General features: G+C 62.7%; 13 protein-coding genes. 6 read left to right on the top strand and 7 right to left on the bottom strand.

What is annotated here, in order from left to right; translation table 11 throughout:
• From VSR34_RS26485 to VSR34_RS26475, 3 genes are all read left to right on the top strand, one after another.
• Positions 1–392, top strand: a 392-nt coding sequence (locus VSR34_RS26485; RefSeq protein WP_342964009.1) for a 4Fe-4S dicluster domain-containing protein, incomplete at its 5' end; no start/stop codon positions are given.
• Between the two features lie 40 nt (positions 393–432).
• Positions 433–1,182, top strand: coding sequence for an electron transfer flavoprotein subunit beta/FixA family protein (locus VSR34_RS26480; protein WP_028211537.1), 750 nt, complete (start codon positions 433–435; stop codon positions 1,180–1,182).
• A 10-nt stretch (positions 1,183–1,192) separates the two neighbouring features.
• The gene (locus tag VSR34_RS26475) at positions 1,193–2,137 is read left to right on the top strand and encodes an FAD-binding protein (protein ID WP_342964008.1); all 945 of its coding nucleotides are present in this window, start codon (positions 1,193–1,195) and stop codon (positions 2,135–2,137) included.
• A gap of 96 nt (positions 2,138–2,233) precedes the next feature.
• On the opposite strand, the gene VSR34_RS26470 is transcribed toward VSR34_RS26475, so the two are convergent.
• Positions 2,234–2,782 (bottom strand): hypothetical protein, encoded by a 549-nt coding sequence (locus VSR34_RS26470; RefSeq protein WP_028211535.1) that lies wholly within the window; start codon positions 2,780–2,782, stop codon positions 2,234–2,236.
• A 139-nt stretch (positions 2,783–2,921) separates the two neighbouring features.
• On the opposite strand from VSR34_RS26470, the gene VSR34_RS26465 reads away from it, so the two are divergent.
• Entirely contained in the window at positions 2,922–3,371 is a 450-nt protein-coding gene (locus VSR34_RS26465) for a hypothetical protein (protein WP_028211534.1), read from the top strand.
• Between the two features lie 18 nt (positions 3,372–3,389).
• Here VSR34_RS26465 and VSR34_RS26460 read toward each other — a convergent pair whose 3' ends face one another.
• A complete protein-coding gene (locus VSR34_RS26460) occupies positions 3,390–3,584 on the bottom strand; it encodes a hypothetical protein (RefSeq protein WP_342964007.1) in 195 nt (64 codons plus the stop codon).
• Between the two features lie 267 nt (positions 3,585–3,851).
• Between VSR34_RS26460 and VSR34_RS26455 the strand changes: the two genes are divergently transcribed.
• Positions 3,852–4,073, top strand: a complete 222-nt coding sequence (locus VSR34_RS26455; RefSeq protein ID WP_028211532.1) for a hypothetical protein — start codon at positions 3,852–3,854, stop codon at positions 4,071–4,073.
• Between the two features lie 178 nt (positions 4,074–4,251).
• On the top strand, positions 4,252–4,827 hold the full coding sequence (locus tag VSR34_RS26450) for an isochorismatase family cysteine hydrolase (RefSeq protein ID WP_342964006.1): 576 nt from the start codon (positions 4,252–4,254) through the stop codon (positions 4,825–4,827).
• A gap of 173 nt (positions 4,828–5,000) precedes the next feature.
• Here the strand turns inward: VSR34_RS26450 and VSR34_RS26445 are convergent, their stop codons facing one another.
• The 5 genes from VSR34_RS26445 to VSR34_RS26425 form a co-directional block, all read right to left on the bottom strand.
• Complete coding sequence (locus tag VSR34_RS26445) at positions 5,001–10,253, bottom strand: AAA family ATPase (protein ID WP_342964005.1); 5,253 nt, start codon at positions 10,251–10,253, stop codon at positions 5,001–5,003.
• Between the two features lie 336 nt (positions 10,254–10,589).
• Positions 10,590–11,597, bottom strand: coding sequence for a substrate-binding domain-containing protein (locus VSR34_RS26440; protein ID WP_028231286.1), 1,008 nt, complete (start codon positions 11,595–11,597; stop codon positions 10,590–10,592).
• A 35-nt stretch (positions 11,598–11,632) separates the two neighbouring features.
• On the bottom strand, positions 11,633–12,727 hold the full coding sequence (locus VSR34_RS26435) for an ABC transporter ATP-binding protein (protein WP_342964004.1): 1,095 nt from the start codon (positions 12,725–12,727) through the stop codon (positions 11,633–11,635).
• Between the two features lie 9 nt (positions 12,728–12,736).
• Complete coding sequence (locus tag VSR34_RS26430) at positions 12,737–13,666, bottom strand: carbohydrate ABC transporter permease (RefSeq protein WP_028211527.1); 930 nt, start codon at positions 13,664–13,666, stop codon at positions 12,737–12,739.
• Positions 13,663–14,607, bottom strand: a complete 945-nt coding sequence (locus VSR34_RS26425) for a sugar ABC transporter permease (protein WP_028211526.1) — start codon at positions 14,605–14,607, stop codon at positions 13,663–13,665. The genes VSR34_RS26430 and VSR34_RS26425 overlap by 4 nt, the downstream gene beginning before the upstream one ends.

The raw sequence follows: 14,607 nt of genomic DNA, 5'->3' as shown, positions 1-14,607 counted from the left end.
ATCACCAGCATCGCGATCACGAGATGCTGAAACCGGCGTCGCAGTGCAAGCCGATCGAGTATCCGAAACCGGACGGCAAGCTCACGTTCGACCGGCTCTCTTCCGTGTTCATCTCGAACACGAACCATGAGGAGAACCAGCCCGCGCACCTTACGTTGAAAGACATCACGGTGCCGGTCGGTATCAACCTTCAAACGTACGCGGGACCCGAGGCGCGCTTCTGCCCGGCAGGCGTCTACGAGTTCGTGAAGAACGACGACAACAGCGACCGTCTGCAGATCAACGCGCAGAACTGCGTGCACTGCAAGACCTGTGACATCAAGGACCCGACGCAGAACATCGTCTGGGTCACGCCCGAAGGCGGCGGTGGTCCGAATTATCCGAATATGTAAAGCGGGCGCTGTTCAATCGCGCCTGGATCTGGAGGAAGACATGAAGGTGTTGGTAGCAATCAAACGCGTGGTGGACGCCAACGTGAAAGTGCGCGTCAAGGCGGACGGCTCGGGCGTCGATCTCGCGAACGTGAAGATGAGCATCAATCCGTTTGACGAAATCGCCGTGGAAGAGGCCGTGCGCCTGAAAGAGCAGGGCGCGGCAACCGAAGTGGTGGCCGTGTCGTGCGGTCCCGCGGCCTGCCAGGAGACGCTGCGCACGGCCATGGCCATCGGCGCCGACCGCGGCGTGCTCGTCGAGACTGACGCTGCGCTCGAACCGCTCGCGGTCGCGAAGCTGCTCAAGGCGCTGATCGACAAGGAGGCGCCGCAGCTCGTCGTTCTCGGCAAGCAGGCGATCGACGACGACTGCAACCAGACGGGCCAGATGCTCGCGGCGCTCACGGCGCGCCCCCAGGCCACGTTCGCGAGCAAGGTGGAGATCGTCGACGGCAAGGCGCGCGTGACGCGCGAGATCGACGGCGGCCTCGAAACCGTGCAGCTCGCGCTGCCTGCCATCGTGACGACCGACCTGCGCCTGAACGAGCCGCGCTACGCCACGCTGCCCAACATCATGAAGGCCAAGAAAAAGCCGCTCGACACGACCACGCCCGCGCAACTCGGCGTGGACGTCGCACCGCGTCTCACCACGCTCAAGACCGCGGAGCCCGCGGGCCGCGCGGCAGGCGTCAAGGTGCCCGACGTCGCGACCCTGGTCGCGAAACTGAAGAACGAAGCGAAAGTTATCTGAAGGAATGCCAATGACTGCTGGTAAACCCATACTGGTCGTTGCGGAGCACGATCACGTCTCGATCAAGTCGGCGACGCTCAATACGGTGACGGCCGCGCGCCAATGCGGCGATGAGATTCACGTGCTCGTGGCGGGACACAATGCGGCGGGCGCGGCGGCAGCCGCGGCTGGCATCGCCGGTGTCGCCAAGGTGCTGCATGCCGACAGCGCCGCTTTGGCCGATGCGCTCGCCGAAAACCTCGCTGCGCAAGTGTTGGCCGTCGTCCCCGGCTATGGTCACATCCTCTTCGCGGCGACGAGCACGGGCAAGAACGTCGCGCCGCGCGTGGCCGCGCTGCTCGACGTCGCGCAGGTCTCCGAGATTTCGCGCGTGGTCAGCGCGGACACCTTCGAGCGCCCGATCTACGCCGGCAACGCGATTCAGACGGTGCAGTGCGCGGAAGCGGTGAAAGTCATCACGGTGCGCATGACGGCCTTCGACGCAGCGGCCGCGCAAGGCGGCGCGGAGCAGGTCGAAAGCGTCGCGGCGGTTGCCGATAGCGGCCTGAGCGCGTTCGTCGAACGTACCGTCACGAAGAGCGAGCGGCCTGAGCTTGCCGACGCGCGCATCGTCGTCAGCGGCGGGCGCGCGCTTGGCAGCAGCGAGAAGTTCGACGCCGTGCTCACGCCGCTCGCCGACAAGCTTGGCGCAGCGCTCGGTGCAAGCCGCGCGGCCGTGGATGCGGGCTTCGCGCCGAACGACTGGCAGGTGGGGCAGACCGGCAAGATCGTCGCGCCCGAGGTCTATTTCGCATGCGGGATTTCCGGCGCGATCCAGCATCTTGCCGGCATGAAGGACTCGAAGGTGATCGTGGCGATCAATAAGGATGCCGAAGCGCCGATCTTCGGCGTGGCCGACTTCGGGCTGGAAGCAGACCTGTTCGAGGCCGTTCCCGAACTCGTCGCAGCGCTCTGAGCGCGCGAGGCGCGCTGGCGCGCAATCGACAACCCCACGCTTGTCGTGCAAGCGTGGGGTTTGCTTTTCGTGGCGTACTACTCTGCGGATGCCGCCTTATTCGTTCTTCGCGGGGCGGCCCGTCTTGACGGTCTCGAGCGCGGCAATCGCGGCCACGAGGCGCTTTGTCGAAGACGCTTCGAGCAACTGTAGTCCGGCACGCAGCAACTCGCTTTTCTTCACCGAGACACCCGCTTCGATGCATGTCTGCTTGAGCGCTGCGAGACGCTCGTAATCCGCCTTGGGCATGGTGAAGCTGTCGCGCACGACTTTCTCTTTCTTTGCGTGCTTGTTCTTCGCTTTGGCGACGGCCTCCCGTGCCGGCTTCTTGGCCGCTTCGGCGGCGGGAGTGGCCGCGTCCGGTTTTGCGCTTGCCTTTGCCTTTGTTTTCGCGCCTGTTTTCGACTTTGTCGTGCCGGACTTGCGTGCGGCGGTGGCTGTGGCGGACTTCGCCGCGTTGGTTTTCTTGAGCGGCTTTGCTTTGGTTTCGGCTTGCGCTACGGGCTCCTGAGCAACTTCCGGCGTCGCTTCGGACGGTGACTTGTCAGCCGCTTTAGGAAAATAAAAAGCCTTCCTGGTCGGCTTGCGTGGGGTGACTGCGCTCATGGCTATTCCTTCCGTTCAATAACGATATAAACAGTATATACCGTTTTGCGGCAGACCCAGGGCTGAGTGCAGCTTCGGGCTTGCGCGCGGCTCACGGCGCTAATATGAGCCTCAGCCGAAGGACAACGAGAGGCATCAAATGAATGCATCGGTGATTTCCGCACTCGCGGCACTCGTGGGCGCTGCGATCGGCGGCCTGACTTCAGTGCTGGCGTCGTGGCTCACGCAGCGCACCCAGGCGCGCGCGGAATGGATGGCACACGACCGTATTCGCCGCCAGGATCTCTACAAGGAATTCATCGAAGAGGCGACGCGTTGTTACGTCGACGCGTTGCAGCACCACGAACCGGACCTCCAGAACCTCGTCCATCTGTACGCAAGGATCAGCCGCATGCGCGTGCAGTCTTCGCGTGCCGTCGCCCTGGAGGCCGAGCGGATCGGCGGCAGGATCCTCGACACCTATCTTGCCCCCGACAGGAGCTTCGTCGAGTTGCGCCAGATGCTCGCGGATGGCTCGCTAGACATACTCGGCCCGTTTAGTGATGCGTGCCGTGCGGAATTCGCATCGCTTCGGGCGGAGCAGTTCTGAGAGCCGGCTGCGCGTTGGTCAGCGCGGCTTCAGCTCGACGGGCGAGTCGGAGCGAGATCCGCCGCCGAGCGCCTTCGTCAATGCGATGTCCTGCGCGATGATCTCCCCACGCAGCGCGAACAGCGCAACCTGCTCTGCAATGACTGGCTGGCGTGGCGTAGGCATCGTCGGTGAAACAGCAGCGTGAGCACGACCAGTACGATAGCCGGCCATTTGCTCTTCGATGTCTTGCTGGCTGTCGTCGCCATGTCGTCGGCACCATGTCGTCGGCACCCCTCTGGCGGGCGCTGCGCACGTGCCTTTGAACGTGTTTCCGATGGTTGCTTCTCGTTGCCACCTGTTGCGCTTTGTTGCGGGTTGACGACGCCAAATGGCGTAGGATCTGGCTCCGACGTCGATATTTATTGCACCGCAGCAAAATGATGCCTACACTGAACGAGTCTGCCGGCTGCCTCGCTGCTTTCTAAAGGAGGGCGTGACATGACGAATCGATCTTCCGAGTTGCATGCATCTCCGGTGCTACATGTCTTCGAGCAGGAGGGAGGCTGGCATTGGGGTATCACTATCCCCAGGTCCGCGGGCAGCGGCTTCAAGCTCATTGCCTATAGCGAAACGGCTTTTGGCGGCGAAAGCGAAGCGCGCCTCGATGGCAGCCGCGCGCTCGATAATCTTCCCGATGACGTGGGTCACGCCCTCGCGTGACGATACGGCGCGCATGGTCTGCGAGATAAAGCCTCTAGTCACAAAGCCAGATATCCGAACATTCGGCTGCGACCCACGCAAAAGGGGCACTGCTGGCGCATTTCAGGTTCTCGTGTGCGAATATGACCGGCATCGACCGGGAAGAGAAAATGAAGGCGCTACGAATCGGGAGCCACGTGTGAGTTCACAGATTCCTGCCATCGTGCCGGGTAAAACCGCGCTTGTCGTCATGCACTATCAGACCGACGTTCTGGGGCTCTTTCCATCGGTCGCGAGAACCTTGCTCAGCCACACGCGAGAACTGTGCGACGCAGCGCGGGCCAAGGGCGTCGACGTCTATTTCGCCAACCTGCGGTTTCAGCCCGGATATCCGGAAGTCAGTCCATTGAACAGGAACGGGCAGGGGATCAAACGGCTCGGGCTATTTGTCGACGACGAGATCGCGCCGGAGTTGAACCGGCAGGCCACTGAGCCGCTCATCATCGCGCACCGCGCAAGCGTCTTCTTCGGCACGGATCTGCAGGCACGACTCACGGCACGAGGCATCGATTCGCTAATCATGGCGGGCATTGCTTCGACGGGCGTCGTGCTGTCATCGGTCGCGTACGCGAGCGATGCGGATTTCCGGTTGTACACCGTCAAGGATTGCTGTTATGACCCGGATCTGGTGGTCCATGAGCGTCTATTCTCCACTGCATTCGAGTCGCGTACGACGGTGCTCTCGCTCGCGGATGCCTTGACGTTGCTCGCCTAGAAGCAAAACTCTAAGCTGAAGAACGCCGCGGGTTCTTCACAGCGTTCGCGTAAGGGGCAATGGACGTCAATGCCGCGCGTTTGGCAAGCGCGCGGCGCCTTGCCGAGCTACCCGCGTGGGTGACCATCGGGATTTATCGCCCGATACGGGTACGCTCTCCCTCCGGAGCGGTTTCACGGAGCCGGCTTGTCGGGGAGGGTCACCTTGATCCTGGTGCCCCTTCCCGGCGAACTCGTGATTTCGATCTGGCCGCCCAGCATCTGAACACGCTCCTCCATTCCGGCTAGCCCGAACGACCTTTTTCTGGTCGCTTGCGGATCGAATCCCAAGCCATTGTCGAGCACTTCGAGCACGCAGGCGCCGTGCGTTTGTGTTAGCGCGATGATGACCTCACTAGCCTCTGCATGGCGCGCGACATTGGTCAGTGCCTCCTGGGCAACGCGAAACAGCACGATTGCCCGCTGCTCGTTCACAGCGATATTCTCGTCCTCCACGCGCAGCCGGCACACCGTGCGGTGACTGCGATTGAAGCCGGCTGCCAGCCATTCCAAAGCCGCAACGATACCCGTGTCCAGTGCCGCGGGGCGCAGCGACGCGATGACGCCCCGAACGACCTGCATGGTTTCGTCCACGAGTGTCGTCAGTGCGTCCGACTGTTCAACCAGTTCAAGGTTGTCCTTGCCAAGCCGCATGCGCAGCACGGATGCCTTCAGGCGAAGCGCAGTGAGATGTTGACCGAGTTCGTCATGCATTTCCCGAGCGATGTGTTTGCGTTCCTCCTCGCGGGCCGTCTCACGACGGGAAGTCAGTTCCCTGAGCATTTCATAGGACTCGCGCAGGCGAAGCTCCGCTTCCTTGCGCTCGGTCAGATCGACCACGAAGGCGACCCCTTCCTCGCCACTGACGTCGAACGCGGCCCGACCCACCAGAACAGGCACCCGGGTGCCGTCCTTCCTGACGTACTCTTTCTCAGCGGGCTGTGCGCGTCCGCTTTGCGCGATCTGTGCCAGCGCACGTTCGGCGTCTTCGCGCCATTCGGGTGGCGTCAGATCACGCCACCGTACGCGACCAGAAACAAGATCCGCGCGCTCGTAGCCTACCATTCGCAGAAATGCATCATTGGCCTCGAGAATATCGCCATCCGCATTCCACACGATGATGCCGATGATGTTCGCATCAACGAGACGCCGGATCCTGGCTTCACGCTTGGCCAGGTCGCGGTAGAGGCGGGTATTCTCCAGTGAAGTCGCAGCCTGTGAAGCGAGCAGCCGGAGCACCGCGATCCGGGACGGCGCGAATGCGCAGGTAGTCAGGTTGTTTTCGAGGTAGAGCGCACCAATGAGCTTGGCCTGGTTCATCAATGGCAGGCAAAGCATCGAGCGGATACGGTGCCGGTGGATGTAAGGATCCACGGCAAATGCGGGTGCCGCCAAAGCATCGTCGAGGATGACACTCTCGCCCGTGCGCAGTACATGGTAGAGCACCGACTCAGGCAGTAATGTCGCACTCACTGGCACGTCGCCCAACTTCACCTCAAGCGTTTCACCGCTCGTAGTGGCCTCTGCTGCGATTCTCAGTTCAACGCCTTCGGGAAGAATCAGCAAGCCGCGCTCGGCGCCCGCCTGCGCGATTGCCGTGCGCATGACCATGTCGATCAGCCTGTCCAGCACGATCTCGCCCGAGATCGACTGCGACACCTTGATCACGGTCGCCAGGTCGAGGTGTTCAACAGGCGCCCCGATCGTACTCGTTGGCGTGGGAGCGCGCTGTTCTTCCCTTAGATACGGATGCGTTTCCTGGAGTTGCCGCACCTTGCCGTCGGCGCCCCAACGTCGGTAGCCTTGTCGCGCGTCGTGCAGGTACACACGTGCAATCTTTTCAAAACCACGTGCCGTGTAAAAACGGTACGCAAGTTCGTTTGCGAGCGCCTCGTTTTGTACGAAGCCGCTTGTGCGTGCCGAATGAACAGCTTCGTCATAGAGGCGCATTGCTTCGATGTCGCGGCCCTTGAGGCGCGCTATCTCGGCGGCAACCAGTGCGGCGCAGTTCCCGAAATTCTCGGGGGAGGCCTGGCTTCGTAGTTGCAGGTACCGGTGGTGGGCTTCCACCGCTTCGAGAGACTTCTCCCGCTTGCGGTTGGAGACTGGACCGTCGCAGGCGGCTAACGACAGGGCGCTGTAGAAGTGATATTCCGTTTCCTCCAGATAAGACGCGGACGTCCACAGCAAGCCTTGTGCTCTCAACGCGGCGTCTACGGCGCCCGCGTAATCGCCGCAAAAGAAGCGCGCCTGCAGTTTGCGAATCCAGTACCAGCAATGGGCAATGACGAGGTCCGGATTCTCGAGGAAATGACGCTCGATCTGCTTCTCATCGAACTGCTCTTCGTCGAATGAGCCGAATGTGGGCGTCAGACCGCGCAGCGTTCGCACCAGGGCGAGCTGGGTCGCGCTGACGTCGACGGCGAACCCGAAACATGTCTTTTGCGCGAACATGAGGCTGGCCTCCGCCTCGCGTTGCACATCGGCAAGCGGATCGCCACCGATTAGCAGATTCGTCGTCATATGCGTATGGCAGTAGGCTTCGCAGACCAGGTCGCCAGTATCCGTGGCCGCATCGCGCGCGCGGCGCATCAGTTCCCGGCCTTCCCGCAGATGTCTGGCCATCGGCAAGATAACGTTGCCGAAATGCATATAGGCTCTTGCCCGGAACCGGATCAACCCGCGACGTTCGACAAGGTCGAAACCCAGTTTCCCGAACTGGAATGCGACGTCGTAGTGGCCGAAACGTGCGCCGGCCATCATGCCGAGGCGGATATAGGCCGACGCGGAACCATCGCAATTGCCGCGCTCCAGGCTGAGATTGACGGCTCTCGAGACCACCAGGGACCACAGATTGCCATCGGTAAACAACGCCGCCGGCATGACCTTGGTCAGGACGTCCATGGTTGCCAGCGATTGCGAATCGGTCATCAGCGGCAGGTCGATGAGCGAGTCGATGGTGCGGTTTCCAAGCTGGGCCCAGATTCGCCCGTATTCTTCCTGCGCTTTGTATTCGGCAGGATGGGGCGACCAGTCGAGGCCCACATGCCGGAGATAGTCGAGTGTGACCGCGACCGCGCGACTCGCCTGATCGAGCGTCATGTAGAGATCGACGCGCAGCGATGTGACATTCGCGCGTTCAGGCATGTTCGCGGCGTGACGCGAAAGCAGGTTCAATCGTTCTTCAGATGCCGATACCCTGCCGGTCAGGAATTCGCATTCGGCACGGTTCAGCTCCAAGGGGAAGAGCAGGTCCTGCCTGCGGGCCCAGCCTTCGTGCCCGACGAGCTCTGCGCCGATCGAAAGGTAGCTGAGCGCCGACTCATAGGCGGTCGCCGCTTTCGCGCGCAGGCCAGCGAGTAACTCCAGCACCTTCGAGAGCATCTCGATCCCCGCCGTATTGCCGAGGCAGGCGAACAGTTGCAGCGCACGCTGCGTCTCAGCGGGCAGGCGAGTGAGCTTTGCGATCATCAGGTCCGCCACATTGTCGGTGTAACCCTTGCCGTGAATGCGGTGAAGGTCCCACGTCCAGCGAACCGTCCTGTGATCGAAGGTGAGCAGGTTCTCGTCTGCGAGCGTGTGTAGAAACTGGATGACGAAGAAGGGGTTGCCACCCGTCTTCTCATGCACGAGTTGCGCGAATGGATAGACAAATTCGGGCTCAACGTGAAGGGCATCTGCAGCCAGTTGCTTCACGTTTTCGCAGTCGAGCGGCCCAAGCGCGATTTCGTTGATCGCTACGCCCGCTCGCCTGATTGCCTGAAGCTTGCGCATGAGCGGATGGCATGGATCTACCTCGTTGCTGCGATAGGCGCCGACGAGCAACAGATGTTGCGGGTTCGGGTGGGTGAGGAGATCCTCGAGCAGGTCAAGCGTTGCGGCATCGAGCCATTGCAGATCATCGAGAAACAGCGCAAGCGGATGGTCGCTTTGGGCAAAGACACCCATGAAGCGCCGGAAGACCAGCTGGAATCGGCGCTGCGCCTGGTTCGGCTCGAGTTCCGGGACGGGCGGCTGATCGCCGATGATGAGTATGAGTTCGGGGATCAGGTCAGTCAGGAGGCGCGCGTTCGGCGCCAGCGCCTCCCTCAGAGCGTCGCGCCAGATCGCCAGTTCTGTTTCACGCTTGCCGAGAAGCGACCGGACCAGGCACTGAAACGCTTGCACCAGCGTTGAGTAGGGTATGTCGCGCTTATACTGGTCGAACTTGCCCGAAGCGAAAAGACCCCTGGGCGCAACAAGCACCTTGTGCAATTCGTTGACGACGGCGGACTTGCCAATACCGGAATACCCGGAAACCAGCACTAGCTCCGCCGTGGCGTTGCTGGCGACACGGCTGAATGCCGCGACCAGGGTTCCGACCTCGCGCTCCCGCCCATAGAGCGTCTCGGGAATCAGCAGTCGATCGGGCGTGTCGTGTCTGCCTGGCGGGAAGTCATCGATGCGGTGCTGGCGCCGCCATTCGGCAAGACAGTGACGCAGATCCCACTCGACGCCGGCTGCCGTCTGGTAGCGCTCCTCGGGTGTCTTGGCAAGCAGCATCATCACGAGTTCCGAGAGTGCTCGCGGAACCGTCTGTACCCGCGCGTTGGGCGGTACCGCCTTTCGGGCGACGTGACAGTGCACCCACTCCATGGGATCGGCGGCGGTGAACGGCAGCACGCCGGTCAGCATCTGATAGAGCACGACGCCGAATCCGTAGAGGTCACTGCGTGAATCGATCGACCGATTCATCCGTCCGGTCTGCTCGGGCGACATGTAGGCGAGGGTACCGGCGATGGTTTCGGGCGGCTCGGGCAGCTGACGCTCGCGCGGCAGCTGCGAGGCGATGCCGAAGCCGGTGAGCCGCACCTGGCCATCCATGCAGTTCACGAGGATATGCGCCGGCTTGAGATCCTTGTGGACCAGGCCGCACTGGTGGAGCTTTCCCAATGCTGCCGCGATGGCCACGGCGATGGCCAGGACGCTTCCCGTTTCCATCGGGGTGCCGATCTGCCGCTCGAGCAACTCGCCGCCAGGATCGTCGAACACGAGGACTACGCGCCCGTCAGCGCGCACCAGTTCCGTTGGCACCACTGCCCAGGCACGGTCGAGTTGGTCCTTCAGCGCGAATTCGTGGGCGAGGCGATCGAGGGTGGCGGACGCAGGATATTCCTCAGCGCATTTCGCCATTAGAACAGTTTGACTGCCGCCCGGTGGCCGTGCGCGACAGAACATGCGCTCGCCGTCCTCCCACAACGTCTGGAGGCTACTATCCGAGCCGGAACCGTGCACAGCATTCATCTGCCTTGCTCCGCCCATCTGGCGGCTGTTTGTATTCTGCGGGAAGCGCTCCCCGCTTTTGCGTGTTGCAACTTTTCCCGGGGCGTTGCCGGTAACGGGCGGCATCTGCGCAGTCGATGCTGTAGCGGGCACCTGTCACGATACACCTTGCACGCTGCGATGAGACAGAGGCGTCTTTGAAGTTGGCGAGGTGAACCGGTGCGCCGTTCACAAGTTGACAGATCGCCGGCCAGGGGACGTGGATCTGCGTAGCGCTCGCGAATCGGCACTAACGTCCGTCCCGCCGGACATCTCTAATGAGCCAGAACCGGACATTTCAAAAAAGCCGTAACAAAAAAAACTTCGCTAATTTGTCTTATGTTAAATATGAAAAACGCAGCATCGGCACCACATATGGCCCATCCGATCTGCGGGACGCCAGCCTTCCCGCCGCCGCATACGTCACTTCGCCCGCACCACCGAATCGCGCATCGTGACGCTCACGGGAAAGGTGCGCTCGATCGGCCACTGCGTGCCGTAGCACTGGTTGATGAGCCAGCGCACGGCGTTACGGGTGAGCTCGGCGGTAGGAATGTGCACCGACGTCAGCGCGGGCGCCATGTAGGCCGCTGAATAATCGTCGTCGTAGCCGATCACAGAGACGTCCTCGGGCACGCGCAACCCGGCTTGTTGCAGGCGCGCAAGTGCGCTCATGGCCATCGTGTCGTTCGCGCAAAAGAGCCCGGTGAAGCGGTGCTTGCGCGCGAGGAGCGTACCGGCCGCCAGATAGCCGCCTTCCGGCGAAAAGTCCGAGACGATATGCGGCACGGTCTTGCGTTCGATGCCGTGGCGCGCGAGCTCCGCGAAAAAGCCGTGCAGGCGCGCCGCATTGTCCGATGACGTGGACGGCCCGCCGATTACCGCAAGCGCGCGATGACCATGCTCGATGAGCGTTCGGGCGGCCAGCTCGCCGCCGTGAAAATGGTCGGCGCAAAAGGATGCTTCGGGTAACTGATCGAACGAGCGGTTCAGGAAAGCCATCCGCGGGTGCATGGCGTGCAGCATCTGCAAATCGTCGTCATAGAGATCATGGCTGATGACCACCACGCCGTCGCAATCGCGGCCGATCAGAAAGCGCACCGCCTCGATGGCCTGCTCGCGCGGCGAAGCCTCCCCGCAACCCGTCGCGACCACCACGTGACGCCGCACGGCGCGCAACTGCGTATCGGTTTCCTTCAGGATCGTGCCGTAGTACGAGCCGAAAAAGGTGGGCACGAAAATGCCAATGATGCCGAGCTGCTTCGTGGCCATTGCCCGGCCGATCGACGATGGCCGGAAATTGAGTTGCTCGATTGCGGCCTGCACACGCGCGGCCGCATCCGCCGATACCGGACCGTTGCCCGATATCGCGCGCGAAGCTGTCGAAAGGCCCACGCCGGCTAGCGCTGCTACGTCTTTCAGGGTCGCCACGTTCCTGGTCTCTCTTTTGGTGCTGGTTGTGTCCATCAAATGCGTGCGCCCGTCTCTTCGTCAAACAGCGAAACATGCGCGCCGTCGAAGGAAAACGGCACGCCGGCTTCCCTCGCAAGCGGCGTTTTGCCCTGATCGATCGACGCGATCTGCGCGCCATGGTATTCGACCCACACCACACGATGATTGCCCATGGGTTCCACCAGCGTCAAGCGCCCTTCCCACGCCGCTTCGTTCGGGCGTACCGCGCCCACGTGCACGTCCTCCGGGCGCACACCCAGCACGCAGGCACGTGTCGGATCGGGCGTGCCCTTGAACGCGTACGCCGAGACATCGACGTCGACACCCTGCCCGCGAAAACGCAGGCGGCCTTCGGCGGCTTCGAGCCTTCCCTGCAGCAGGTTCATCGGCGGCGCGCCAAGAAAGGTCGCGACAAAGAGGTTCTCGGGGCGCGCGTACACTTCTGCCGGCGTGCCGAATTGCTGGATCGCCCCGCCCTTCATCACCGCCATGCGCGTGGCGAGCGTCATCGCTTCGACCTGGTCGTGCGTCACATAGATCATTGTCGCGCCCAACTGCTGGTGCAATTGCTTCAGCTCGCGGCGCAACTCGGTGCGCAGCTTGGCGTCGAGATTCGAAAGCGGTTCGTCGAACAGGAACACATCTGCCTCGCGCACGAGCGCACGCCCGATCGCGACGCGCTGGCGCTGCCCACCGGATAGCTGCGCCGGTTTGCGCGAGAGCAGCGGCCCGAGCTGCAGCATTTCGGCGGCGCGCTTCACGCGGCGGTCGATCTCCGCTTTCGGCGTGCCATTGATACGGAGTGCGAACGAGAGATTGCGCTCCACGTTCATCGTCGGATACAGCGCATACGACTGGAATACGAGCGCCACGCCGCGGTCTTTCGGGTCGGCCCATGTCATGTCCTCGCCGCCGATCTCGATGCTGCCGTCGGTCACGTCGACGAGGCCCGCTATGCTGTGAAGCAACGTCGATTTTCCGCATCCCGAAGGCCCGAGCAGCACGACGAATTCGCCCGCGCGCACATCGAGATCGAGTTCATCGATGACAGTGTTCGCGCCGAGTTCGATCCGCAGGTTGCGTACGCAAACATTCGTGAGATTGCCCATGCCCTGCTCCTAGCCCTTCACCGCGCCCGACGCGATGCCGCGCACGAACCAGCGTCCCGAGATGAAATAGATCGCGAGCGGCACGGCCGACGTGAGAATCGTCGCGGCCATGTTGACGTTGTAGATGCGCTCGCCCGTCGTGGTGTTGATGATGTTGTTGAGCTGCACCGTCATCGGCAGATTTTTCGTGCCCGCGAACACGAGGCCGAGGATGTAGTCGTTCCAGATGCCGGTGACCTGCATGATGATGGCCACGACGATGATGGGCACCGACATCGGCAGCATGAGCTGCGTGAAGATGCGCCAGAAGCCGCCGCCGTCGATGCGCGCCGCCTTGAAGAGCTCCTGCGGCAATGACGCGTAGTAGTTGCGAAACAGCAGCGTCATGACCGGCATGCCGAAGATCGTATGGATCACGACGATGCCGGCGAGCGAACTGAAGAGATGCACGAAAGCCAGTACGCGCACGAGCGGGTACACCATGACCTGCACGGGAATGAACGCGCCTGCGAGCAGGATGCCGAACAGCACCCCCGCGCCCCGCGGCCGCCAGAACGACAGCGCATAGCCGTTCACCGCACCCACGGCGATAGAAAAGAACGTGCTTGGCACGACGATGCGCACCGAATTCCAGAAGCCTACGCGAATGCCGCCGCAATCGAGGCCCGTGCACGCGGAGGACCACGCATCGCGCCACGGGGCAAGTGTGAAGTGCACCGGCAGCGCGAGCAGATGGCCGAGACGGATTTCGTCCATCGGCTTTACCGAGGTCACGAGCATCACATAGAGCGGCAGCAGGAAAAACAGCGCTGCCGTGAAGAGAAACGCGTAGACGCCGAGTCGCGCCGGCGTGACGCGGCTGCGGGGCTTGCGCCCTCTCCGCGCGCGCACCGCCGCTGCAGGCGCGGTGCCCCGGGGATCGGCCAGCGGTGTGCTCATGCGCGGTCTCCTTTGAGCGCCGTGCGGCTGCGCGCGTAGAAGAACGGCGCAAGGATCGCGAGCACGGTGGCGAGCAGTACGATTGACGCCGCCGAAGCGAGCCCGATGTTCGCGCGATTGAACAGATAGTCCATGATGAACTTGGCAGGCACCTCGCTCGCCGTGCCCGGGCCGCCCTGCGTCATCGCGACCACGGCGTCGTAGAGTTTCACCACCATCACGAACAGCAGCACGAACGCGGTGGAAAGCGAGGTCTTGAGCATCGGCACGACGATGCTCGCGTAGACACGCCAGCGCGGGATGCCGTCGAGGCGCGCCGCTTTCCAGATCTCGTCGTCGATGCCGCGCAAGCCCGCGAGCATCAGCGCCATGACGAGACCCGATGCCTGCCACACCGTGGCGATCACGAGCGTATAGATCGCAAAACGCTGCGTGACGATCCAGTCGAACCTCGCGTGCTCGAATCCCAGCTGCCGCAGCACGGCCTGGACGCCGAGTTCGGGATTGAGGATCCACTGCCAGACGAGCCCCGTTGCGACGAACGACATCGCATACGGATAAAGAAACACGGTGCGCAGCGCGCCCTCCGCCGCCACGCGCTGGTCGATGAAGATCGCGAGCAGAAGCCCGATCACGAGGCACGCCGCGATGAAGCATGCGCCGTAGATGGCGAGATTCTGCAGCGACAGGATCCAGCGGTCGTTCTGGAAGAGCCGCACGTACTGCGTCACACCCGCGAAGGTGTTGGACGGCAGCGAGCGAGAGAGGCTGAGCGACACGCGCGCCGTCCACAGCATGGTCCCGAGATACGCGAAGAGCACGGTCGCCGCCATCGGCGCGAGCGCGACCCAGGCGGCGAGCGAAAGGCGCCGGCGCGCGGGGCGCCCGCTACGCGTTTGCCCCGCCTGGCGCCTGGCCGGATGCACCCTGGCGGCGTACAT

This window comes from Paraburkholderia sp. JHI2823 (assembly GCF_038900695.1).
In the GTDB taxonomy this organism is placed as follows: domain Bacteria; phylum Pseudomonadota; class Gammaproteobacteria; order Burkholderiales; family Burkholderiaceae; genus Paraburkholderia; species Paraburkholderia mimosarum.
The sequence above is the reverse complement of the archived record's forward strand: the minus strand, read 5'-3'. Positions and strand labels throughout refer to the sequence as shown.